Origin of the sequence: Staphylococcus caledonicus (assembly GCF_016238465.1) — a bacterium.
Classification (GTDB): Bacteria; Bacillota; Bacilli; order Staphylococcales; family Staphylococcaceae; genus Staphylococcus; species Staphylococcus caledonicus.
On sequence record NZ_JABTXV010000002.1, the window covers coordinates 375154 to 400063 of the forward strand.

General features: G+C 34.6%; 20 protein-coding genes and 1 pseudogene. 8 read left to right on the forward strand and 13 right to left on the reverse strand.

Features of this window, described 5'->3' with window-relative positions:
- Both HS848_RS08395 and HS848_RS08400 read left to right on the forward strand, forming a co-directional pair.
- Nucleotides 1-942, forward strand: a complete 942-nt coding sequence (locus tag HS848_RS08395; protein ID WP_198611981.1) for an osmoprotectant ABC transporter substrate-binding protein — start codon at nucleotides 1-3, stop codon at nucleotides 940-942.
- Nucleotides 942-1628: an ABC transporter permease gene (locus HS848_RS08400; RefSeq protein ID WP_107508205.1), complete on the forward strand. Its 687-nt coding sequence runs from the start codon at nucleotides 942-944 to the stop codon at nucleotides 1626-1628. The genes HS848_RS08395 and HS848_RS08400 overlap by 1 nt, the downstream gene beginning before the upstream one ends.
- A gap of 85 nt (nucleotides 1629-1713) precedes the next feature.
- Here HS848_RS08400 and lrgB read toward each other — a convergent pair whose 3' ends face one another.
- The 4 genes from lrgB to HS848_RS08420 form a co-directional block, all read right to left on the reverse strand.
- On the reverse strand, nucleotides 1714-2415 hold the full coding sequence (gene lrgB, locus HS848_RS08405; RefSeq protein ID WP_107505993.1) for an antiholin-like protein LrgB: 702 nt from the start codon (nucleotides 2413-2415) through the stop codon (nucleotides 1714-1716).
- The gene (lrgA, locus tag HS848_RS08410) at nucleotides 2415-2870 is read right to left on the reverse strand and encodes an antiholin-like murein hydrolase modulator LrgA (RefSeq protein WP_107508206.1); all 456 of its coding nucleotides are present in this window, start codon (nucleotides 2868-2870) and stop codon (nucleotides 2415-2417) included. The genes lrgB and lrgA overlap by 1 nt, the downstream gene beginning before the upstream one ends.
- A gap of 500 nt (nucleotides 2871-3370) precedes the next feature.
- Nucleotides 3371-4141 carry a response regulator transcription factor LytR gene (locus tag HS848_RS08415; RefSeq protein ID WP_198611982.1) on the reverse strand — a complete coding sequence of 257 codons (771 nt, stop codon included), beginning with the start codon at nucleotides 4139-4141 and terminating at the stop codon, nucleotides 3371-3373.
- Nucleotides 4142-5896 carry a sensor histidine kinase gene (locus tag HS848_RS08420; protein ID WP_198611983.1) on the reverse strand — a complete coding sequence of 585 codons (1755 nt, stop codon included), beginning with the start codon at nucleotides 5894-5896 and terminating at the stop codon, nucleotides 4142-4144.
- 267 nt (nucleotides 5897-6163) lie between these two features.
- Here HS848_RS08420 and HS848_RS08425 point away from each other — a divergent pair, with 267 nt between their 5' ends.
- The 4 genes from HS848_RS08425 (at nucleotide 6164) to HS848_RS08440 (ending at nucleotide 10273) form a co-directional block, all read left to right on the forward strand.
- Nucleotides 6164-7564 carry an MFS transporter gene (locus HS848_RS08425; protein ID WP_198611984.1) on the forward strand — a complete coding sequence of 467 codons (1401 nt, stop codon included), beginning with the start codon at nucleotides 6164-6166 and terminating at the stop codon, nucleotides 7562-7564.
- A 174-nt stretch (nucleotides 7565-7738) separates the two neighbouring features.
- A complete protein-coding gene (locus HS848_RS08430) occupies nucleotides 7739-8671 on the forward strand; it encodes a 2-dehydropantoate 2-reductase (RefSeq protein ID WP_198611985.1) in 933 nt (310 codons plus the stop codon).
- A 221-nt stretch (nucleotides 8672-8892) separates the two neighbouring features.
- Entirely contained in the window at nucleotides 8893-9366 is a 474-nt protein-coding gene (locus HS848_RS08435; protein ID WP_198611986.1) for a YagU family protein, read from the forward strand.
- A gap of 55 nt (nucleotides 9367-9421) precedes the next feature.
- Nucleotides 9422-10273: an NAD-dependent epimerase/dehydratase family protein gene (locus HS848_RS08440; RefSeq protein WP_198611987.1), complete on the forward strand. Its 852-nt coding sequence runs from the start codon at nucleotides 9422-9424 to the stop codon at nucleotides 10271-10273.
- 83 nt (nucleotides 10274-10356) lie between these two features.
- Here the strand turns inward: HS848_RS08440 and yidC are convergent, their stop codons facing one another.
- On the reverse strand, nucleotides 10357-11241 hold the full coding sequence (gene yidC, locus HS848_RS08445) for a membrane protein insertase YidC (protein WP_198611988.1): 885 nt from the start codon (nucleotides 11239-11241) through the stop codon (nucleotides 10357-10359).
- Between the two features lie 74 nt (nucleotides 11242-11315).
- A complete protein-coding gene (locus HS848_RS08450; protein WP_198611989.1) occupies nucleotides 11316-12809 on the reverse strand; it encodes a serine hydrolase domain-containing protein in 1494 nt (497 codons plus the stop codon).
- Between the two features lie 283 nt (nucleotides 12810-13092).
- On the opposite strand from HS848_RS08450, the gene HS848_RS08455 reads away from it, so the two are divergent.
- On the forward strand, nucleotides 13093-14919 hold the full coding sequence (locus HS848_RS08455; RefSeq protein ID WP_107506775.1) for an APC family permease: 1827 nt from the start codon (nucleotides 13093-13095) through the stop codon (nucleotides 14917-14919).
- 511 nt (nucleotides 14920-15430) lie between these two features.
- Here the strand turns inward: HS848_RS08455 and HS848_RS08460 are convergent.
- Nucleotides 15431-17405: pseudogene (locus HS848_RS08460) on the reverse strand (cation:proton antiporter domain-containing protein); the annotation flags it as partial.
- A 278-nt stretch (nucleotides 17406-17683) separates the two neighbouring features.
- On the reverse strand, nucleotides 17684-19084 hold the full coding sequence (locus tag HS848_RS08465) for an amino acid permease (protein ID WP_198611991.1): 1401 nt from the start codon (nucleotides 19082-19084) through the stop codon (nucleotides 17684-17686).
- Nucleotides 19085-19427: 343 nt separating this feature from the next.
- Between HS848_RS08465 and HS848_RS08470 the strand changes: the two genes are divergently transcribed.
- Nucleotides 19428-20237, forward strand: a complete 810-nt coding sequence (locus tag HS848_RS08470; RefSeq protein ID WP_198611992.1) for a metallophosphoesterase — start codon at nucleotides 19428-19430, stop codon at nucleotides 20235-20237.
- A gap of 57 nt (nucleotides 20238-20294) precedes the next feature.
- Here the strand turns inward: HS848_RS08470 and HS848_RS08475 are convergent, their stop codons facing one another.
- From HS848_RS08475 to HS848_RS08495, 5 genes are all read right to left on the reverse strand, one after another.
- Nucleotides 20295-20906, reverse strand: a complete 612-nt coding sequence (locus HS848_RS08475) for a C39 family peptidase (protein WP_198611993.1) — start codon at nucleotides 20904-20906, stop codon at nucleotides 20295-20297.
- A gap of 196 nt (nucleotides 20907-21102) precedes the next feature.
- A complete protein-coding gene (locus HS848_RS08480; RefSeq protein WP_198611994.1) occupies nucleotides 21103-21864 on the reverse strand; it encodes a class I SAM-dependent methyltransferase in 762 nt (253 codons plus the stop codon).
- Nucleotides 21865-21884: 20 nt separating this feature from the next.
- On the reverse strand, nucleotides 21885-22550 hold the full coding sequence (gene scdA / locus HS848_RS08485; protein ID WP_198611995.1) for an iron-sulfur cluster repair di-iron protein ScdA: 666 nt from the start codon (nucleotides 22548-22550) through the stop codon (nucleotides 21885-21887).
- Nucleotides 22551-22726: 176 nt separating this feature from the next.
- Complete coding sequence (locus HS848_RS08490; protein WP_198611996.1) at nucleotides 22727-23926, reverse strand: multidrug effflux MFS transporter; 1200 nt, start codon at nucleotides 23924-23926, stop codon at nucleotides 22727-22729.
- A gap of 191 nt (nucleotides 23927-24117) precedes the next feature.
- Entirely contained in the window at nucleotides 24118-24894 is a 777-nt protein-coding gene (locus HS848_RS08495; protein WP_198611997.1) for a hypothetical protein, read from the reverse strand.
- Between the last annotated feature and the right edge of the window lie 16 nt (nucleotides 24895-24910).

Genomic DNA, 24910 nt, shown 5'->3' on the forward strand with positions numbered 1-24910 from the left:
ATGAAAAAGTTAAAACTTACTTTCATACTTATGGCATTGTCTCTCGTTGTATTATCTGGATGTAGCTTACCAGGTTTAGGCGATGGCAAAGATAGTGTGAAGATTACCGCTACTGAAACAAGTGAAACAAAAATTATGGCAAATATTGAAAAGTTAATGATTGAACATTATACCAATGACAGAATTAAGCCGACGATTGTTGGTAACTTGGGTTCTAGTATTATTCAACATAACGCTTTACAACGTGGCGACGTCAATATGTCAGCTGTAAGATATACAGGTACTGAATTGACAAGTGTACTTGAGGCGCCACCTACTAAAGATACGAAAAAGGCGATGTCAGAGTCGCAAAGACTTTTCAAAAAGAAATATGATCAAAAATTCTATAATTCATTTGGATTTGAGAATACGTATGCATTTATGGTAACGAAAGAAGTTGCTGAGAAATATCATCTTGAAAAGGTTTCAGATTTGAAAAAATATAAAGATGAATTGCGTTTAGGCATGGATACGCAGTGGATGAACCGTGCGGGTGATGGTTATCCAGCGTTCCAAAAAGATTATGGTTTCAAATTTGCGAGTGCACGACCAATGCAAATCGGTTTGGTTTACGATGCGTTGAAGAATAAAAAGCTAGATGTAGCAGTCGGATATTCAACAGATGGTCGTATTGCTGCGTATGATTTAAAAATCTTAAAAGATGATCGTAAATTCTTCCCACCATATGACGGTAGTCCGTTAGCAACTGAAAAACTAATTAAAGATAACCCAGAAATTGATAAAGCTTTACAAAAACTTGAAGGCAAGATTAGTACGGAAGAAATGCAGAAATTAAATTATGAAGCGGATGGTAAAGGAAAAGAGCCAGCCGTTATTGCTGAAGAGTATGTGAAAAAACATAATTATTTCGAAGATGATACTAAGAAGGGTGGTCAAAACTAATGAAAGGTAACTTATTAAGTTCACTTTATGAATACTATACCTTGAACTTTGGCTATCTGATGGAGTTATTTTTTAAACATTTATTAATGTCAGTTTATGGAGTACTATTCGCGTGTATTATTGGTATTCCTTTAGGCATCTTAATTTCACGTTACACTAAATTGGCATGGCCGTTGATTACGATTGCGAACATTATTCAAACGGTACCAGCAATCGCGATGTTAGCGATACTAATGTTATCGCTTGGACTAGGACCTACAACGGTTGTATTTGCGGTCTTCTTATATGCTTTACTTCCAATTATAAAAAATACGTATACTGGTATTACGGAAGTAGACAATAATATTAAAGATGCCGGCAAAGGTATGGGCATGACTAAGAACCAAGTTATGCGTATGATAGAACTACCATTATCATTATCTGTTATTCTTGGAGGCATTCGAATTGCGTTAGTTGTAGCGATTGGTATTGTGGCAATCGGTTCATTTATTGGAGCGCCAACATTAGGTGATATTATTATTCGTGGTACCAATTCAACAGATGGTACAGTATATATTTTAGCAGGGGCCATTCCAATTGCCTTAATCGCTATTCTTATTGATTTAGGACTACGCTTTTTAGAACGTCGATTAGATCCAACAAATAAAAGTAAAAAACGACAAAACCAAGTTCAAAGTATTAATTAAAATAAAATCAATTGTATTTTTGTAATAGAAAAAGCAGCTATAGGAAACCTATTATTATAGATTTCTTATAGCTGCTTTTTAATGATTAAAACAAGATTGAAGCGAGTGGTGGAACGATGGCTACGATAATAACACCGACGATAACTACGGCGATACTACCCATTGATTCTTCAGTTTCACCAAGTTCTTTAGCAGCGGCAACACCAAGTGTATGTCCGCTTGTACCTAATGCTAAACCACGGGCAATAGGGTTTGAAATTTTAAACCATTTAACAATTTTAGTTCCTAGTGCAGAAATAACAACTGCGTTAAGGATAACGGCTAGTGATGTTAATTCTTTCACACCGCCGATACCTTCAGATACTGGTAAGGCAATAGCTGTTGTAGCGGCTTGTGGTAACATTGATGCTCCAATTTTATCGCCTAATTGGAAGATGATTGCGACTAAGTAAATTAAGATAAGTGCAATTAATGTTCCTATTGCGATACCACCGAAGATTTGTAACCAATATTTTTTAAGTACGTCACGTTTTTTGTATAAAGGAATCGCAAAACTGATTGTTGCTGGTTCTAGGAAGAAGTTAATGATGTCTCCACCGATTTTATAGTTAGCATAGCTAATGCCAGTTACTTTTAGAAATACGATACCTGCTACCATCGCTACGAAAAGTGGTGCAAGTAAGAAAAAGCCATTTGTTTTTTTATAAAAATATTGCGCGATAACGAATGGAATAAGTGAAACTAAAATTCCAAAATATGGTGTTGTAATACCTAAATGATCAACCATTAGTTACCCTCCCCAAGTTTAGTTTGTTCATTTTGTTCTTTAGATGGGAATAATGATTTTGTTACGAATAATTGAGAAACAAAACCTACACAGATTAATAGCAATAATGTTGAAATTACGATTAATAAAATGATTAATATAGGATGCTGGCTTAAGATTGGTAATGAATTAATTACAGATACACCAGCAGGGACGAATAGGAAACTAATGTTGTTTGTGAGTGCAGTTCCTACACCTTCAACTTGTCCTAATTTCACGATGCCTGTGCATAATAGAATAAATAATAATACAAGACCAATTACTGAAGCGGGCATTGGAAATGGAATAAAACTTTCAATAATTTTAGAAATGAATAATACTATGGCAATGGTTAATGCTTGTTGGAAAAAGTTGTAAGTTTTGGCTAACTTACCATTTCGTTGAGCAGCACCATTTGAGGCATTGTCATTTGACATAAATAAACGCTCCCTTTTCTTTCTTTTAATGTATTTAGAATAGAACGGAAAAGGTTTTTTGTGGCATTTTTATCTGTGAGTTACAGAAATAATTGGGTGAGTTGCATTAAATTACAGCTGAAAACCAATAAAGCGCTTTATTAAAATTGGTTAAATAAAAATCTAAAAGACGGAGAGAAATGTTTTAAACTAAATAGAAAATGACAACGTCTATTGTAATAAAATAGAGACTATTATGTTCACTGATTCTATATAAAAACCAATTGGAAATGTCTTATTATTTTAAGTACTTTAATGAGAAATTATATAACCAACGTAGTATTGTTGACGTGACTCCTAGGGGAACAGGGCTAGGCTAAGACCGAGGCTTAGCCAGTCCCCCCAGGAAAGCATCGGCAAACAATACGGAGTATTGATAAAGATAAGACGTAGAAATGACTCTATTATGAATCATCTCTACGTCTTTATACTAAGTATTGCTTCTTAATCTTTTTTTTAATTTAAAGCAGTCCTATTTCATGTTTGAAAGGCTTCATATATGAACGACTCACTTGGAATTTTGCGCCAGATCGCATCGTAACTTGGTACGTATAATTAAACCAATGTTCAATACAGTCGATATGTTGTTTATTTATAATCGTAGCTCTGTGTATCTTAATAAATTTATTGTCTGGCAATTTCTTTTCATAGTAATTAAGCGGTTCAGTCGTTTCATATGTGTATTTAGTAGTCGTAATCGTCGACACACCATTGTGGACAGATACGGCAGTAATATCGTTGATGTTAATAATATAAATACGTTCGTTTACTTCGATGGGGATGACTGATTCCTCATTATTTGAAGTTTGTGACATTTTGGAAAATGACACTTGCTGATTAGACGTTGCATCTTCTGAAGTATCAGACGGAAAGTCAGAGAATTTTTTTACTTTTTGTATAGCTTGTTCTACACGGTCAAGTTCAAAAGGTTTTAGAATATAATCAATCGCATTAAGTTCAAACGCTTTGACCGCAAATGTATCATGTGCCGTCGCGAAAATAATATAAGGCGCATGTTTCATTTTCTGTATTTTATGTGCTAAATCTATACCATTTTCGTCCATTAAATTAATATCTATAAAGACTAAATCATAAGTTTCGTATAATAATTTTTCTAGCGTTTCTTCAATATTTTCCGCTTCGTCAATCAAGTCAAATCCTGATATTTCATCAAGTAAGTAATGTAATTCATTACGAGCTAAGGGTTCATCATCAACGATTAATGTATTCACTTAGTTGTCCTCCTTTGTGTAACTATAGGGAATATAACAACTTACAGTTGTACCTTGTGTAGTGGATTCAAAATGCAATTGTGCTTTTGAACCATATAGTCCTATTAAACGTCGGTTTAAATTCTCTAAGGCGCTACCTGTTCCAGTTTCTGACGCCACACTCATTTGCCCAATTAGAGGTAATTTCTCGTCATCAATACCGTGCCCATTATCGCTAACTGTAATTTTAAGCGTTTGTTGCTTAGAATGTGCTTCTACATTGATGATGTTATCTTTACGGCGATGTTTAAACGCATGTTTCACCGCATTTTCCACTAAAATTTGAATAATGAAAGGTGGAATTAACACATTTTCACAAGAATGATCAATATGATATTTAATCGTAAAACGATCGGGAAAACGTGCTTGTTCAAGTGCTAAATACGCTTCAACTTGTTGTAATTCTTTATCTAACGTAATTGTATTATTTCGAGCACCTTGCAAGTTAGATCTAAAGAATTGACTCAACTGTAATAATAATTTTCGTGCTTTCTCGCTATCAATACGTACCAAAGCTGAAATTGTATTAATCGCATTAAAGAAGAAATGCGGATTCACTTGTGCTTGTAATGATTTAATTTCTGCATCTCTTAAGAGTTTACTTTGTGTTTCAGCTTGTCCTAATTCCAGTTGGCTTGAGAAAATGTCTGCTAAACCTCGAGTGAGTTGTTTAGTCGACGTGGTAATATCGTGCTTATCCGTAAAATAAAACTTCAAAGTTCCTGCAACTTCATTGTTAGTCATTAAAGGAATAACAATCCCAGCTTTAAGTGGACAATTAGGATGATTACAACCAATCCCTTCTTTAGAATGTGCTTCTTTTAATTTCCCAGTTCGAATCACTTCTTTGGAGAGATGAGTAATAATCTCTTTTTTAGCTACATGATGATTACTGCCAGCACCCACATGCGTTAAGATATCAGTTTTATTTGTAATCGCAACGGCCGATACTTTCATTAATTTTAAAATGATTTCAGCAACCGGACGTGCAGACGCTTCATTCAATCCAGAACGAAAATAAGGTAACGTCTTATTAGCCAATTCTAAAACATCATGCGTTTGAATTGCACGTGTCTGTTCCTCTTGTCGTAAAGTTGACAAAATTATCGATAAAAATATTGCCGTGCCGATACTATTAATTAAAATCATCGGTAATGAAATAAATTGTACTAAGGACCAAGCGGCAGAGGTATGATTAGCAAATACGATGATACAAATCATTTGTATGGCCTCATTTACAGCACCAATAATTGCCCCGGTTAAAACAGTAGGGTACGTATATCGACGCATAGTACGATAGCCATAAAATCCTGAAATCAATGCGATAATCACAGATGAAATCAGATAGGTATAAGCGTTCGCCCCGCCTATAAAGAGACGTGATAGTCCTGAAATAATACCTACAATGATGGCAACAAAAGGCCCACCAATCAAGCCGGACATGCCTATCGTTAATACACGCGTATTAGCCATAGAAGCTTCACTGCTCAAATGGTAATAAATATTGCTAGACACAATTTTGCCATTTTCAATTTCGATGCCGGTAAAGTTCGAAATAATCGCAAAGAGCGAGAAGAGAATGGTTAATTGCCATTGCGAGCGTAACTTCTCACGTTCACCCATCATTGTCTTGAAATGATTAATGTTCATTAACATATAAGCAATAATAATGATTAAACCAACGCGTTCAAGTAATAAAATAAATAAGTTAAACATATTTAGCACCTATGATATATTTTTTTAAACTCAAAATTTAAGCTATTACTTTATTATAGTATGGAAAAAATTAACTGAATAGTTTAAAATTAAAAGTTATATTTTAGACATAATTTCAAACGGATATATCTTATAAAAGTATATATTGTGAAAAACTATAAAAATAATTAGTGTTTTTGTTAAGTTTTTTAGTCTTAATTATGATAAGGTTTTCATTGTAAACTAATTTATAGTTTTTTAAGGGTATAGTAGGAGGAGTTTTTTGAGATGGAATCTTCAAACCAATTTAGGGGAGATAATAAATTACTTGTAGGTATTATTATAGGGGTACTTACATTTTGGTTGTTTGCACAATCATTACTAAATATTGTTCCAACATTACAATCGTCTTTTAACACTAATTTGGGAACAATCAATATCGCAGTCAGTTTATCTGCATTAATTTCTGGCTTATTCATTGTTGGAGCCGGAGACGTTGCGGATAAATTTGGTCGCGTGAAAATGACGTACGTAGGTTTAGCTTTAAGTATTATCGGTTCATTATTATTGATTATCGCACCTTACGCCTGGTTATTAATACTTGGCCGTGCGTTACAAGGTTTTTCTGGCGCATTTATTATGCCATCAACACTTGCGATTATTAATGAATATTACAAAGGAACTGAGAGACAACGTGCTTTAAGTTACTGGTCAATTGGTTCTTGGGGCGGTAGTGGTATTTGTTCATTATTTGGTGGCTTTATGGCCTCAACAGTTGGTTGGCAATGGATTTTTATTGTATCTATTGTGCTATCAATTGTCGCATTTTTCTTAATTAAACATACGCCAGAAACGAAAGTTGAACCAGGTCCGAATGAAAAAGATAATAAATCTAAGTTCGACGTGAGTGGCTTAATCTTACTTGTCATTACTTTATTAAGTGTCAATGTAATGGTTACACAATCTGCTGATCGTGGATTATTCTCACCATTCATTTTATCTTTAGGCGCTGTGTTCATCATTGCGGGAATATTATTTATTATTCGTGAAATGAAAGCTAAAAATCCTTTAGTTGATTTCCACATTTTCAAAAATAAAGGTTATAGCGGGGCTACGCTTTCAAACTTTATGTTAAATGGTGTGGCTGGTGGTACATTAATCGTTGTTAATACGTATTACCAAAGTCAACTAGGATTTAGTTCATTGCAAGCGGGCTTAATTTCAATTACGTACCTTATTGCCGTCCTTATAATGATTCGCGCAGGTGAAAAGTTATTACAACAACTAGGCGCTAAGAAACCGCTATTAATGGGGAGTGGTTTCACATTTGTAGGATTGTTATTACTATCATTAACATTCTTACCAGATATAGCTTATATTATTTCAAGTATCATCGGCTATTTACTATTTGGTATCGGTTTAGGTATGTATGCAACACCTTCAACAGATACAGCCGTTGCTGAAGCACCTGACGATAAAGTCGGCGTAGCTTCAGGCTTGTATAAGATGGCGTCATCATTAGGTAATGCCTTTGGTGTCGTAATGTCTAGTACAATTTATGGCTTCTGTGCTTCACTAATGAATTTACAATTAGGTGGCGCAGCTGGTGTGTTATTTAACGCCGGTATTGCCTTCACTGCGTTTATAGTTATTTTCTTCTTAGTTCCGAAAAAGTTACAAAATAACTAAGTAGTTTAAACAGTTGTTTGAAATAAGGCTGAGACATTAGCACATAAAATGTCTTAGCCTTCATTTTTACACTATATAATTATCTTAAAATTAAGAATATTGTGTCTACAATATTGACGGCTATTGAGTAAAGTAGTATTTTAAAAACAACATTTGATAAAGGAGTCATGCCTTATGAAAATAGCTATCGCCGGTTCAGGCGCCTTAGGAAGTGGATTTGGAGCCATGTTATATCGTCAAGGTTTTGATGTAACATTAATTGACGGATGGCAACCACAAGCTACTGCCGTAAAAAAAGATGGACTACATATTGATATTAATGGGGAACAACATCATCTGAACATTCCTATGTATCAAGACACTGACATCCCTCAAGACGCTCAATTTGATGTGGTCTTTTTATTTACGAAAGCAATGCAATTACAAGATATGTTAGGTCATATTAAACACCATATTCATGACAATACGATTATGGTATGTACAATGAACGGATTAAAACATGAGCGCTATATTGCGAATGTGGTGGATGAAGCTCGTATTGTACGTGGTGTAACCACATGGACAGCTGGTTTAGAGTCTCCAGGTCACACACATTTAATGGGTAGTGGCCCAGTAGAAATTGGTGCACTCGTGCCAGAAGGTCAAGCTAACGTGGATGTAGTGTATGATTTATTAGAAAAAGCAGATCTTAAACCGTTAAAGAGTGATAATCTGCAACAATCTATTTGGAAAAAGATTTGTGTTAACGGCACGGCAAATGCGTTATGTACAATCTTAGAATGTCGTTTATCAAATCTTAATGAAAGTGAATATGCGAGAAAGTTAGTTTATAAAATTACTAACGAAATCGTTCAAGTAGCAACAATTGATGGTGTTCATTTAAATGCAGATGAAGTTTACCATTATCTTATCGATTTAAATGACAAAGTAGGACCACATTTCCCATCTATGTATCAAGATTTAATAAATAACAATCGTTTAACAGAAATTGACTACATTAATGGTGCCGTAGCGAAATTAGGACTTGAACATGACATTAAAGCTCCTGTGAATCAATTCGTAGCTAATATGATTCATGCTAAAGAAGAGCAACGTCAAGCGCAATAATTAAATATAAGTATTCCATTGGCCCTTCAAAGTAGGCATTCATCTATAAGCACTTTGAAGGGTTTTTTATTTATTTTTACAACAGTGAGCGCTTACGTTTATAACCACATTGAAAAGATGGTAAGATAACCCACTCAACACTTAATTTTAATACAACTGAATTTTAAAATTAATGAAATCGGGTAGAACATCATTAAGTGAAATTAAGGAGTTGTTAGACTATGAATCGTTCAACTAAAAAAATAATTTTAACTGGCGTCGTTGGTGGATTATTAAGCGGTGCCGTGAAGATGGGGTGGGAAGCCCTTGTACCACCAAGAACCCCACAACGCGATGAAGAGCCACCACCAATGACGTTACTTAAACAACTAGGTCTTCCTAGCAATATTAAGGATGCGACGTATCACTATAATGGTCATGACATTCCTGTTACGGTAATGGGCGTACATTATGGATTTTCAGTAGCGAATGCGATGGCGTATGCTTTATTAGCTGAAAAATGTCCGAAAGTCACTGCATTACATGGCTCATTATTTGGTATTGCCATCCATATTGCATTTCATGAGTATATACTACCGAAACTTAACCTGACGCCTCCTGTGAAAGATTTACCAACTGAAGAGCGTATGTCTGAGTTATTCGGTCATATTGTATGGATGAATACCATTGATTTAGTTAGAGATTCTGAAAAATAAGTTCAATTGACATATTCATTTTCAAAAAAGAGAGATAGAAAGGTGAGTATTAACTATGGCTAAAATATTTATTACTGGTGCAACAGGTTTAATTGGAACACGATTGACGCAACGTCTTATTGAAGAAGGACATGAGGTCGCTGGATTTACAACTTCAGAGAGAGGTAAAGCCAAGTTAGAAGGCCTCAATGCGAAAGCGTACATTGGTGATATTCTTAAAGCAGACACGATTGACGCAGCTATTGGAGATTTCCGTCCAGAAATTATTATTAATCAAATTACTGATTTGAAGAACGTCGATATGGCGGCAAACACAAAAGTCCGTGTTGAAGGTGGTAAAAACTTAACAGATGCAGCCTTAAAATATGGCGTGAAGAAAGTGGTGGCGCAAAGTATTGGTTTCATGTATGAACCTGGTCAAGGATTAGCAACTGAGGAAACGCCTCTAGATTATAATTCTGACGGGGATAGAAAGATTACAGTTGATGGTGTTGTAGGTCTTGAAAAAGAAACGGCACGTATGGATCAATATGTTGTTTTACGTTTCGGTTGGTTATACGGCCCAGGCACTTGGTATGGTAAAGATGGTATGATTTATAACCAATTTAAAGAGGGCGACGTGACATTATCTGATGGCGTGACATCATTTATCCATTTAAATGATGCGGTAGAAGTTTCTATTCAAGCAATGAATTTTGATAATGGTATTTATAATGTAGCAGATGATGAGCCTGTTAAAGGTTCTGATTTCGCAGAATGGTATGCACAAGAAGTAGGTGTAAAACCTAACGTGAATATTACACCAGCTCAAGATTTTGAACGTGGTATTACGAATGATAAGTTCAAAGCACAAGGTGGTAAATTAATCTATAATTCATGGAAAGACGGCATGCATCCATTAAAATAAATGATTAAAAATGATATTAGATATTAGAATTAGAAAAGGTTGGGATACCATTTATCGGTCTCCCAACCTTTTTATCATGTTCATTAAATCTGTGGTGGTCGTTCATTAGTGGTAGTTGTTAACTCTGTTTCTGATTGAGTAGTTTGTGCGCTCGCACGCTCGCGACGTTGTTGTTCGATTCGTTGTTTCAACTTGTCGCTAGCTAATTTCCCGACTTTAGCATAGTGACTGTGGGCGAAATGCATTTGAATAATTAAAAATGTCGCACTGATAGCCCAATATAAACTTAATGCTGAAGCGGATTGTAGTGATGCGTAAATAATAAATAACGGTGATAAAATCATCATCACGTAATATGAGCGACGTTCATTTTTAGGGTAATGAATTGAGTTAACCAAGGGTTGAATAAAATAAAGTAATGCTGCAAGACAAGTCATTATAATGTCGGTATGCATTAAGTTAAACCATAAGAAATGTGGATGTTCCTTAATACCACCGCTTGTCGGATACTTAATACACGCATATAAACCTAATAAAATTGGAATTTGAATTAGAATAGGCAATGTACCGACTAAACTTTTAAAAGGGTTAATGCCATAGTCATTATACTTCTTCATTAATAATTTATTTGCAGCACTTTTTTCCTCTTGCGATGTCGCATGCTTAATTTTCTCCTGAATCTTATCAATTTCAGGTTTAACGACCTTAGTTTTCCCGCGCATAACGTGAATATTCTTCACCTGAATAAACATTAAAGGCATTAACACCAAGCGGATAATCAATACGATGACAATAATCGCTAAGCCATAATTCTCGTTAAATGCTCCTCCGAGAAAATGAAGCAATGTATCCATCGGCTTTACAAATACTGAATAAAAGACACCATGTTGATCTTCAGCATGAGAGTAATCACAACCCGCCAATAATGTGATTACACTCAATAAGAAGAGGGGATATTTATGTTTCATGTATAAACTCCTATATACTGAGGTCTTTAATAATCTTAGTCTTTAATACATATAGATTAACATATAAATGTGAATTATTTTGCCTTAATGTTAGATGTGCTTATTTTTAGGAAAAGAAAAGCAAAACAACTTGTAAGTAATATGATTAAACTTAATAAAGCAATTTCCACCGATATCGGTAACCAAGACATCATAAAATACCAGTCAGAGCCTGAAAGAATAAGTGATGGTAATAAGTGAAGTAAGCCTAAAATGAGTATAAAGGCGACGCTTAACATCACTATATTTAATTTTACGTTAGGTAATGTCAGAGTAAATCGAAGTGGCGTGATACGTTTAATATAGCGATAAATAAGACGTAAAACGGCTACAATGATTACCCAAATGATTACCGTTAAGACAACAATATAAGGTTGCCATTGATTAATAAGATGTTGCATAGTAGTCACATGTTTTCCATTACTCATCTGGATATTTAAATTATGTGCTAATTGGGATACATCTTTAGAATAGGCATTAGCTAAAACCACGATGCCGTAGTCTTTTTTAGGATTTAGAATAATATATGATGAATAATTTTCCAGAGTGCCGGGATGATAGACGAGTCTTTCACCGGTACTGTGGTCGATAAACCAGCCAGTCGCATATTCCGTAGCGTTCTCTCCGCTTTCTGTCTTCACTTTAGCTTGATGTGTCGTTTCAACCATCGTATTTAAATCGCTAGGTGGGTTCAACTGGAATCTGATCCATGGCTCTAAATCTTTGGTGCCTGACATCATGTAAGCTGAAGGGGTATCGCCGACGTTAAATTCAGGGTTACTTATATACGCTTTAGTCCCTTGAATGTCATAACCTTGCGCATCTTTAGCTGTTTTGTTATTGCTCTCTTTAGTAGTTACATGCTTCATTTTTAAAGGTTTGAAAATATGCGCCTTAAGATAGGAAGCATAAGATTCATGCGACACTTGTTGCACAATGAGGCCGAGAATATCATAGTTCATGTTCGAGTATTCGAAATTCTTACCAGGTTTAGCGTTCAAATGTCGGCCTTTAACACTATTTACAATACCTTCTAAGCTATTATTTGACTGAGTAATCTTATCGTTATCAGTAATATCAGCAGGAATCCCACTTGTTTGAGCGACAAGTTGATTTACGGTGATATCTTGTTTATGACCGTTATAGGTCATATAAAATCCAGGAATATAATGGCTTACTTTCTCGTTTAATTGAATTTTCCCATCTTTAACCAATTGCATAAGGGCATAACCAGTAAACGCCTTAGTATTTGAAGCAATCTCAAAACGTGTTTTCGGTGATACTTTAACTTTCTTTTTAATATTTGCATAACCATATCCTTTATCAAGGATAACTTTGTTGTGTCTCACAATTAATACAGACATACCAGGTATATGGCCGTCATGCATTTCATTCTTAATCATATGATCAATATAATTTTGAGATGCTGGACTAAACATCGAATAATTAGGTGTAATTTTAATTACAATTGAAGTGACAAGTATAATGATGACTAAAATTGTACCGCTAATAGTTAAATTCTTTTTCATTTAGTTGTATCCTCTATATCCATTTTCATATCGTGGTCCATTTAATATAATATCGTGAATAGTATAGCAAGTTTTTTTGAAAAGCGTAAGAACATCTATTTATTCGTTGCAAACAATGTATTTACAAAACATATTTTTAATAAAATTATTAAAAATATAATGATAAAATGACACCATAAGAGTAAAAAGATATATTAAATTTAAATGTAATAGCTATACATTTTTCAAGAATGGGAGTATATTTTATCCATTAAAACTGAATATAAAAGAGGTAAGGGTTATTATGTTTACTCAATTTAAAAGACTTTTGATTGGTAAGCCTAAACGTAATCGAGATTTAAAAAATGAAAAAATCAGTAACTTTAAGGCTTTAGCAATCTTATCTTCTGATGCGTTGTCTTCCGTGGCGTATGGTCCTGAACAAATTTTAATTACTTTAGCGGTAGTTGGGGCTGTAGCTTCTTGGTATACATTGCCAATTGCTTGTGCCGTGTTAATTCTATTGGCTGCGTTAATCTTATCGTATCGCCAAATTATTTATGCCTATCCTAAAGGCGGCGGTGCATACATGGTATCGAAGACAAACATTGGTGAAAAATGGGGTTTACTTGCAGGTGGTTCTTTATTAGTTGATTATATTTTGACGGTAGCGGTAAGTATTTCATCTGGCGCAGATGCATTCGTAGCTGCATTTCCTTCATTATATAATCACAAAGTACTTATTGCGTGTTTATTAGTATTGTTCATTCTAATTATGAATTTACGTGGATTGACTGAATCGGCAACCGTATTGTCATATCCAGTATATTTATTTATTATCGGGTTAATTATTATGATTCTTGTTGGCGTTTGGAAAGTGGCTACTGGGCAAGCTACACCTCATATGCATGCGACAGTAGGTACAGCTGTGCCAGGCGTAACATTATTTTTATTGTTAAAAGCATTTTCATCAGGTGCCTCATCTTTAACAGGTGTGGAGGCTATTTCAAATGCCGTAACGAACTTCAAAGATCCTGGACCTAAAAATGCGGTTAAAACATTGATTGCCATGGGAAGCATCTTAGCTTTCTTATTAGTTGGTATCGTAGGTTTAGCTTATTGGTATGGTATTATGCCAGAAACTGAAACGACGGTATTGTCTCAATTGGCTATGAATATTTTAGGTCATAATGTAGGATATTATTTTGTACAGGTTACTACTGTTATGATTCTTGTACTTGCTGCTAATACAGGCTTTACCGCTTTTCCTATGTTAGCTGCCAGTATGGCCAAAGATAAATATATGCCACATATGTTTAGAGTACGTGGTGACCGATTAGGTTATTCTAATTCGATTATTACGTTAGGCGCATGTGCGATTTTATTAATTATTGTGTTTAATGGTAAAACTGAAAACTTAATTCCGTTATATGCAGTAGGGGTATTTATTCCATTTACTTTAGCGCAATATGGCATGGTGATTAAATGGATTAAAGGACGTGAAAAAGGATGGGCAACAAAACTTATTGCTAATGCAGTCGGTGGTACCATTACTTTTATCGTCTTTATGATTTTCTTAATTACTAAATTCAGCCAAGTGTGGCCGATTTTAATCTTTTTACCATTTGTCGTATATGTATTTTTACGTATTAAATGTCACTATAAAGATATCGCTTCACAACTTAGATCGACTGCTATGGTCCAAGATATGCCAACGGTCGATAAAAACTTGGCTGTTGTGCCAGTAAGTACTATTACATCTTCTATCGATAAATCAGTATATTATGCGCAAATGATTGCTGATGATGTCATTGCCGTACATGTATCGTTTGGAGATGAAGCGGATAAATGTTTTGCGGAAAAATGGGAACGTCATTTCCCAGACGTACGTCTAGTTATACTACATTCAGAATATCGTAGTGTAATACGTCCGATTTCACGCTTTATTGATAAAATTAATAAAAAAGCCAACGATAAAAACTATGTGATTACAGTGGTAGTACCACAGTTTATTACTAAAAAATCTTGGCACAATTTCTTACACAACCAAACAAGCATACGCTTAAAAATGCACTTGTTTTATCAAAAAAACGTTATCCTAGCCACAGTACCATTCAAACTTCAGAAATAAGAATAACGAGGTTGAGCTATTAAAATAGAAATGGCTTAGCCTCGTCATTTTTGGGCAGTAGTTGTCTGAAATGAAGAGACGTTCGAACCTCACTTTCTTCATTTCTAGTCAACCTTGCCGGGGCGGAACTACGAAATCTTAGAAATTACATTAGATTTCTGTTCCGCTCCCCCTAGGAAAATGCGAGCCAAACAATACGAAGTATTTATAAAAAAGAAGCGTAGAGGTGAATTGAATCATCTCTACGCTATTATTTTGGGATTTAGGCACCAGACTGTTATGTTTTAATGGTTTGCTTCATGGGCCAATACGATTTCGTTATAGTTAATATTCTCACGAAGTTGTGTTGCTACTTCGTTGGTTAATTTATTTCTAGAAATCAGTTCATCTAACAATTCACGTTGAATGTAGAGTGCTTCGAGTTTTACATCTTGTTCTTGTTGCGTCGTTAACTCGTACACTTCTTTATTCTGTTCTCTTTGTTGCTTTCTCGTTTGATTTTGACGAATCGTACGAGAGAGATTGTGATATTGGTTAATAATTAAACTAACTTCTAGCACATTCGAACTATTTTGTTCATCACGCATTTTCATAATAATATTGTGATTAACCACACGCATAATTTGTTGTACTTTATTAAAGCTATTTTTAAATTCTTCTCTTTGCGTTTTACGTGTTTCTTTTAATTTTTCACGCTCTTGTTTATATTCTTCACGTCTTTCTTTTGCACTATCAATATGCTGTTGAGATGTTGCATTATGTTCTTCTTTAATTAAAGCACGTTCCTCTTTATGGACGCGATGCGCTTCTTTTCTTGAATCTTTACGTGCTTTAAAACGTAAGAAGAGGAGTCTGAAGAAACGACTTATCTTTTTCAATAGTGACATTTCACGATAGGACTGACTGAATTCCATCACGTTACGATAATCAGTTAAGTCTTTTTTAGTGATACGTCCTTTTTGAATTAAGCGTTCAAGTGTTTCGGTTTCTTCATCTTCAGCAAGTTCTTGTAAACGTCGCAATTCTTTCGTGTTTTTATTATCAGGTTCCATATTAATTAGGAATGATAATTCGTTAAAGTATTGGTTAAGAATTGGACGATAATCTACATTAGTATTTTCCTTCATTTTATTTTTAAATGCATCAAGGACATTTTGAACCATAAATATTTTAGCCGCTTGATAAGACATCCCTTTAAATTCTGACGTTTGTTCAGAAGGGGTGATGAAAGGTAATACAATTTGAGCTAGGATTAAACTAATTAATACCATTAGCGAAGCAATAAATAATAAATCATTACGATAAATAAATTCTTGGTTATTATTCATCATAAATGGCAAGGTTAGTGCCATTGATAGCGAGATTGTACCGTGAATACCACACATCGTCATGATAAACGCATAATGTTTACGATTAGGTGGGCCGGTATCTTCTTCATCGTCTAGGTAAGATTGCATATTTTTCGGATAATAAAAATCTTTAAACCATAGATATACCCAGATAAATCTAAAGATATAAATTGCTAAGGCGATTAATAGTGCGGTAGTAACTAGAAATAGGATGTTTTGAGGTTCATCTCTTACAATTTCCATAAATACTTCTGGAACGATGTAACCAAGCACTACGAAGACGAAACCGTTTAAGGCATAGCTTAACGTGTTCCAAATTTGATTGTAGTTCATTTGGATTTCAGTTTGGGCACGTATTAGTCGATCGCGTTCTAAACCGTGAATTAAACCTGCAACAACTACAGCGATGATACCTGACGCGTGAACTTCTTCTGCGACGAAGTAAATCGCAAAGGGTGTTAATAATTGAATAAATGTAAGTGTGTTACCATCTTTTAATCCTTTATTGGCAGTAAGGTAGACTCTTAGACTAACCACAAGTGCACCAATTATCGCTCCAACTAAAATGCCTAAAATAGTTGAAATGATAAATTGTCCAATAGCGTCAAATGCAGAAAAGCTACCAGTCACAAGTGCTGTCACAGCAATTTTAAAAGAAATGATACCCGCTGCATCATTTAATAATGATTCACCTTCTAAAATTGACATCGATCCTTTAGGTAAGAGTTTACCTTTAGTAATCGCAGACACGGCTACAGCATCTGTTGGACAGAGTATCGCAGCGATAGCGAACGCGGCTGGCATAGGTAAGTTAGGCCAAATCCAATGGATAAAGAAACCAACACCGATGACGGTAGTGAAGACAAGTCCCATTGCCATCAAAATAACGGGTTTACGATATTCAAGAAGTTTGGTACGAGACACGTGCGTTCCTTCAACGAATAATAGTGGGGCGATGACTGCCATCATAAATACTTCTGACTCAAATTCAAAATGAATAGGGATAGGCAAAATAAATAGACAAACACCTAATGCAATTTGAATAAAGGCAGTAGGAATTACGGGAAACCTGTTATAAATAATAGAACTAATGATTACTGCGAATATAAATAATAAAAATGCTTCTAATAGTTCCATAAATAACTCCTTTGTAAAATAAAATCATTATTATTTTACCATTATATGAAATGCGCTATCAAAACACGAGTACTATTTTATAAAACTATTATTATTTAGGCTTATATGGAATGGCGAATTAAGTTATCTTGGAAGAATTGTTGTGAACGGATGAGATACTAAAAAACTCTTAAATGACTAGGAATCACATCATTTAAGAGTCTTTTAATAAATAGAGGAGTAAAGCATTATAGTTTGTTCATATTGAAAACAGTTAATGCTGTGAGACCTCTTGAAAATTAATAGTTAATTGAATGACGACCTTGGCTACGTGTCTTTTCAGCCAGAGCTTGGGCATTGGTTTTATATTTTCTATAAAAAAGAATTAGGAAAATGAACCAAATCGGTGAAATGAAAATCGCCATTCGTGTATCTGCACTGAAGAATAAGAGAATAAATACAAAGGCGAAGAAGGCAAGTACGACATAGGCCATGGCTTGTCCGCCAAATAATTTGAATTTATTTTTACGATGTTCTTCAGGGTTTTTACGCACATATATAATATAAGAAATAATTATCATTGCCCATACGACTAAGAATAGGACGGTAGATAATGTTGTAACGTATATAAATAATTGAATTGCATCTGGGAAAATAAAGTTTAATAAGGCTGCGCCTAATAATGTTCCAGATGACACAAATAATGATAGGTATGGCACGCTATTATTATTGGTTTTACTTAATACTTTCGGGCCTAGCCCTTGTTTTGAAAGACCAAATAAAATACGGCTGTTTGAATAAATACCACTATTCGTTGCTGAAGCGGCAGCTGTAAGTACCACAAAGTTAACTAATCCAGCTGCGAAAGGTAAGCCAATTAAACTGAACATTGTTACAAATGGACTGCTGTTTGAGTCAATTTTATTCCATGGGATAACTGACATAATAACAAGTAAACCACCCACGTAGAATAATAGAATACGTATCGGTACATTGTTGATTGCTTTAGGGATAACTGTTCTTGGATCTTTTGTTTCTCCAGCAGTAACCCCAATTAATTCAATTCCTATAAATGAATAAACTGCAATTTGGAAAGCCATCAAGAAACCAAATGGACCATTTGGGAAGATACCACCATGGTTAACTAGGTTACCAAATGAGGCATGTCCATATGATGTTTTAAATGAGAAGAATATCATAACAAGACCGACGATAATCATTGCGATAATCGTGATGATTTTAATGATTGAGAACCAAAATTCTAACTCCCCAAATAATTTAGCACCTAACATATTAAATGAAATAAGCATGAGTACGATAAAAAGCACGGTAATCCAGTGTGGAACTTGTGGGAACCAAAAACTAAAATATTGTCCCATTGCGGTTAAATCCGACATACTTGAAAAAATCCAAGAAAGCCAGTAAGTCCAGCCAATCACGAATCCTCCAAAAGGTCCTATATATTCATTGGCAATATCCACAAATGAATTGAATCGTGTATTACTAAGTAATAATTCCCCTAGTGCTCTCATAAAAGCAAAAAGCACCATACCAATAATCATGTATGTAAGTAGAAGTGAAGGTCCTGTTAAAGCAATGGTTTGACCTGAACCTAAGAATAAACCTGTTCCAATCGCGCCCCCAATTGAGATTAATTGGATGTGTCTGTTGTTTAACTCTCTCTCTAACTGTCTAGCCATATACTTCCTCCTTAGAAAGCACGCTTATAATTTGACGCTTTAGTATTGTAAACGCTTTCTTTTAATAGTAATCTAATACTCACTTTCAACAAAGAAATGGATTATTTATAAATCAGCTAAGTTAAAAATGTCTAGGTGTTGAAGTATTCAGTTTTTTTAGATTTGCAATTTTAATTGTTTACAAAAAATGTAACTTTGCTAAAAGTTATTTTTATTATACTCTTAATTTGTGGAAATACAAAAAAATTTCTGAAAATTTAAGAAACAGAATAATTTATAATATATGATAACTATGACATAATTATTAAATTCTAAAGCTTAAATAGTGGAGAGGGATAGTGTCATGAAAATTGGAACCATAGCAGATTTACATATTGATCGTCATCCTAAACTTGAAGCGGAGACATATCTTGAGGCTTTGACACATGTTGTAAAACAAAGACGCATAGATTTATTGTTAATCGCTGGCGATATGTCTAATCATTTTCAACGAAGTTATCAATTTATTGTAGATTTAAAAGAACGCTGCGCTATTCCTATATTCTTTGTGCCTGGAAATCATGATTATTGGACGGACGAGAATATGCCTACATCAACGGAAATATATGATTTTTACGTGAGTAAGCCGGAGTGTTTAATTGGCAAGCCCTATATAATTAATGACGAGTGGGCAATTGTAGGTCATACAGCTTGGTATGATTATAGTTATGCCGATGACAAGTTTGATATGGAACGTATAGCGCGTGGTAAATTTTATGGTGCGACATGGCAAGATAAGGTGAAAATAGATTGGCAAATGGATGATAGAACATGGTCTAAAGTAGCTGCGCAACAGACGAGACATGATTTAGAACAAGTGGGTAACAGACAAGTAATCTTAATGACGCATATTGTTACGCATCCTCAATTTGTAGTGCCAACACCACATCGTATCTTTGATTTTTTCAATGCGTTTATAGGCACTAGAGAATTTGATGATTTATATGCAAGGTTTCCAATCAAATACAGTATTATGGGGCACGTTCATTTTCGTAAGTCACTTGTTGAACAGAACACGACATATTTATGCCCGTGTCTTGGTTATCAACGTCAGTGGCGAACGTCTAATATCGAGCAAGAAATGAATCATGCTTTAATGGAAATAGATATTTAATAGTAACGAGAAGGCCAGAAATCTTTTAAAATATATTAGATTTCTGGTTTTCTCAAATTAAGGTTGTAAGTAGATACATTTTTTGCCAGGAGCATTAAAACTACGTTCTAACTTTTCTTTTTTGATTTTAATCAATTGAAAATGATTTGGCACGATGGCGGGTAGGATAATTTTTTTGAAAAAGTGGCTCCATAATGGGTCAATATAATAATAATAGTCATCATCATAGCCGATTAATAATGTGACATGAATATTAGAAACAAGTCGCATCGCACCGTTATCGAATTTAAACTTTCTATGAAATGGCTTGCGTCCTAAACTTGTGTGATACATGATAACAGGCTGACCTGCATCAATGACTGTTTCTAAATCTTTTAAGTCAGTACCTGTGCCATCGACGAAACGCTCATCAATCGTTTTTAAATAGGGCACGTAGGCATCTGGAAATATCGTTTGATGATATCCTAATTTAATAAGTAGATGATGTCCTACATATCCTTTGTAGGGATTATTAGGATGTGTCGGCCAGTATTTCATAATATCAGTGGCACGAATATTGTGTTGATTATATTGTAATAACATTGCTGCTGAGACACCTTCGCACCCCATTATCATCGGGATTGGAAATAATTGACTTATCGGTTTAATAGGTAAGATTGTTTTCTTCATTACGCGTTCTCCTTCGTACCCATATAAAGCGTTGTGTACGGTCTAGTTAAAGTAAATTTATTATATACCTTGAACGCAATCTCGTATATTATTTTGAACATTATTTACCAGGAAATATTTTAAAAAGTTATTAGAGCCAAAGAAAAGGGGCTAAGCTATTTCTATCTTAATAGCTCAGCCTCATTTTTATAACGATTTATTGTTTTCTTACGGCATGGACGATATAGTTCATGTCATCTTTATGTGTGCGCATTGTCTTGAACATATTTACAAACATTGGACGATTAGATGGTTTAAGGGCATTTTTAATAATATTTAATGTGCCTAACAGTCCTTCATCGCGAATCATACCACGTGGTGTCATTAATGATAATGGTCCCATGTGAGATTGAATGTTAGAAAAGCCTGCGTCTTGATAAAGTTGATACCAATGTTCAGGTTTGAGTGGGGTCACCTTAACGTTTATGGCCTCACTTAACTCGCTAACGACAAGTTGTTCCTGTTCTCGATTCACAATAGCAATATCATGCGTTAACAACACGCCATTTGGTTTGAGTACACGTGAATATTCTTGAAGCACCTTTTCCTTAACTGATAATGGTAACATTGTCAGCATGGCCTCATTTAAGATAATATCAAAGCTATTGTCTTTGAAAGGTAAGGATGCAGCATTTGCTTGTGTTAAATGGATGTAATCCTCTAATTGATGTTTAGAAATATTTTGTTGTCCCTTTTCCAAAGCAGCTTTATTAAGGTCGACGCCTTCTATATGACATTGGAATTTTTGAACTAGTTCAATAGAAGTCGTACACATATTACAGCCAACTTCTAATACACGTTTTTCTTTTGAAAAATGCCCTTTATCGATGAGCCAATTTGTAGCGACTATGCCTCCAGGTCGTAAGCGTTTTTTACCTAATTGAGCTAGAAAAGTATGGCCAGCTATTTTTTTCGCCATATTGAACACCTCTATGTCTGTTAAAATTTGTTAAATAATACATGGTTTTCGAGATGAACGTGTTCATGTGTTTCACGTTCTAAATTCTCAAGTCTTTGATAAACTAGTCTCCAAGTTTGGCAAGCTTCAGCAGGTGGTTGATAGTCGTTCGTCAAACGTCGCATTTCTTCAAGTAATTCTCCAGTATGCGTATGATCATCTACTAAACTTTGAATAATACTATCAGCATTATCTACATGTTCACCTTTAGAGATTTTAATTAATTGAGGGAAATCTTGGTCATCTTCTTGAGCCATATGTTCTAACATGCCGTCTCTATATTGTCGGTATAAATCTTGTAGTTGAAGTAAAAATGGATGGTTGCCACCATGGACTTTAGCGACTTTAGTTACGTATGGAGAAAGATTTGAAAATTCTTCACGCATCGTTTGATGATAACGTGATTGGATATATTGAATTAATGATGGTACGTCGAGATATTTAACGTTAATATTACCAGCTTGTTGTTGAGGTAAAGCGTTAATTTTATCGATTAGTGTCTCAGCATCTACTTTTTTATTCTTAACGGCCTCTTCAATGGAAATGTTGCCTCCACAACAGAAGTCTATGCCATATTGTCTGAAGATATCTGAACTGAGTGGGTGGTCAGTTACAATATCTGCAACGATGGATTGTTTTGTAATCATAATTATTCCTCCCTTATTTCAATTCAAGTATACTAAATAATAATGATTTTCAATTACGAATGTTGAAAATGTCATATATTTGTTAAAACTTTATATAAAAATTATAAAAAAGAACCAACACGGAATATTAAACTATCCCATGTTGGTTCTCTTAAAAGGTATGTCTGAAATGTAATTTAAGCTGGGTTACGGTGATTACTAAAGTAAATTACTTGAAGTGTAATTAAGATAATCGCTGTTAATATAATGACAATCATATATGGCGTTGCATCGTATTGACCTTTGAGACCGACTAATGGTGAAATAATACCTCCAAGCATGAATTGGAATAATCCTAATAAACTTGAAGCATTTCCGCTTCCACCTGTACGTTCTTCCATAGCCATTGAGAAACCGAGTGGGCCAATTGACGTTACTGGACAAACGTTTAAGAAGAAAGCGATAAGCAAGATCCATAGTGGTCCATGTGTAGCTAAGGTGATGACGATTAAAATAACGCCGAGTACTTGAATTAATGTTAAATAAATAAGTAATTTGAAGCGATTAATGTATTCTACAAGTAATGCAACGATTTGACTAACGACAATTAATCCAATACCGTTGACGGCAATCATCACACTATATTGTTGTGGCGTCATACTGTAAACCTTTTGCGTAATGAAAGGTGACGCAGATGAAAAGCTGAATAACATGACGTAAGTCAAACCTTGTAATAACATCGGTATAATAAAACGTGGCTTTTTCAATAAACTACCGAAGTCTTTAAATATAGCTTTAAAGTTTAACGTTGTATGTTCGGCTTTAGTTGTTTTCGGCATATTGAAAGCTACGCCACAAATAACTAAAATACTAATGATAGTTAAGATAATGAAGATAATTCTCCATGAACCTAATGTCAGTGAGGCACCACCGAGTAATGGCATAATAATAGTTACAATGCCGTTCACGACCATAAGCGAGGCAAGAAATTTTGCCAATACGTCGCCTTCATATCTGTCTCCGGCAAAGGCTTTAGCCATCACAATAATACCGCCTGCAGTTAAACCTTGAATAAAACGAATAACTAGAAATAAACTTAAGCTTGTGACAAAGATTGCACATACAGAAGCTAAGAAAAAGACGCTTAATATAATTAAAGCCATCTTTTTACGGCCAAACGCATCTGACAATGGACCAAATAAAAATTGGCCTAGCGCTAAACCGATCATCGCAAATGAGAGGGTGAGTTGTATTTCTGAAGTTGATGATTTAAATTGATGTTGTACTTCTGGCAATGCCGGCAAATACATATCAATAATCATCGGTCCGAATGCTGTCATGACACCTAAAACGATTAATAAAAGTAAGGGCAATTTGGTGTTTTGTGTATTTTGCATAATTGTTCTCCTTAAAGTGTATACAATTATATTATATAAGTTTTTATGGCTATATTATATAGGTTTTTATAGTATTTGCAATTTACATTTTAAAAAATAAGTTGGAACCTATCTTTAGTGGAAATTAAAATACGCCCTTAGCCAGATGTTATATCCAACTAGAAGGCGTATGGCATTGTAAAGTATGAAGATTATTGAGATGAAGAATCGTTTGAGTTGTTTAGGATATTATTGAGTTTTTCTTTAATATCATCAAATTTTGTATTTACATCATTTAATAAATCATTTACTTTACTTTCATTTTCGTTATTTTGTTGTGCATTATTGGCTTCTTTCAATTTATCCACTTGTTCTTGATAGAACTTAGTTAATTTTGAATCTTCGCCATTTTGCTCATTATTTTTTAAATTATTAATCTCATCTTGAAGTTGTTTAATGCGACCGTCTGTATCGACTTTGTCTTTAATATCATTCTTAGCGTTTTCAACTTGTTGTTTAATATCGTCGCTTTGATTTTCAACTTCTTTTTGATAGTTTTTCGATACATTATTATCATTTGATGACTCTGTTGCTTGTTCATTACTATCACTATTATGATTGAGTAAAGCGCGCGTCGCAAACACTGCTAGAATAATAACTAAGATGGCAATAATAGCGATTAACCACTTTTTAGATTTTCTGTTTTTCTCATTTTCTTCTTCCAATTGTTGTTCACGTCGAAAGTCACGTTCATTGTAATAGCGATTGCCATCACGGTCATATTCATCACGGCGATGGTCTCTTTCACGCTCATAGTCGTCATCACGATATCTTGGATCTTCATCACGATAACGGGCATCGTTGCGGCGATACGCTTCTTCATCGTGTCGGCGTTCTTGACGATAACGTTCCTCGTTACTTTGACGATTCCGCTTGCGGTATTGTTCATCATATTTATATGAATCTTTATACTTATCTGTTCGTTTCATGATAGTCACCTCTTCT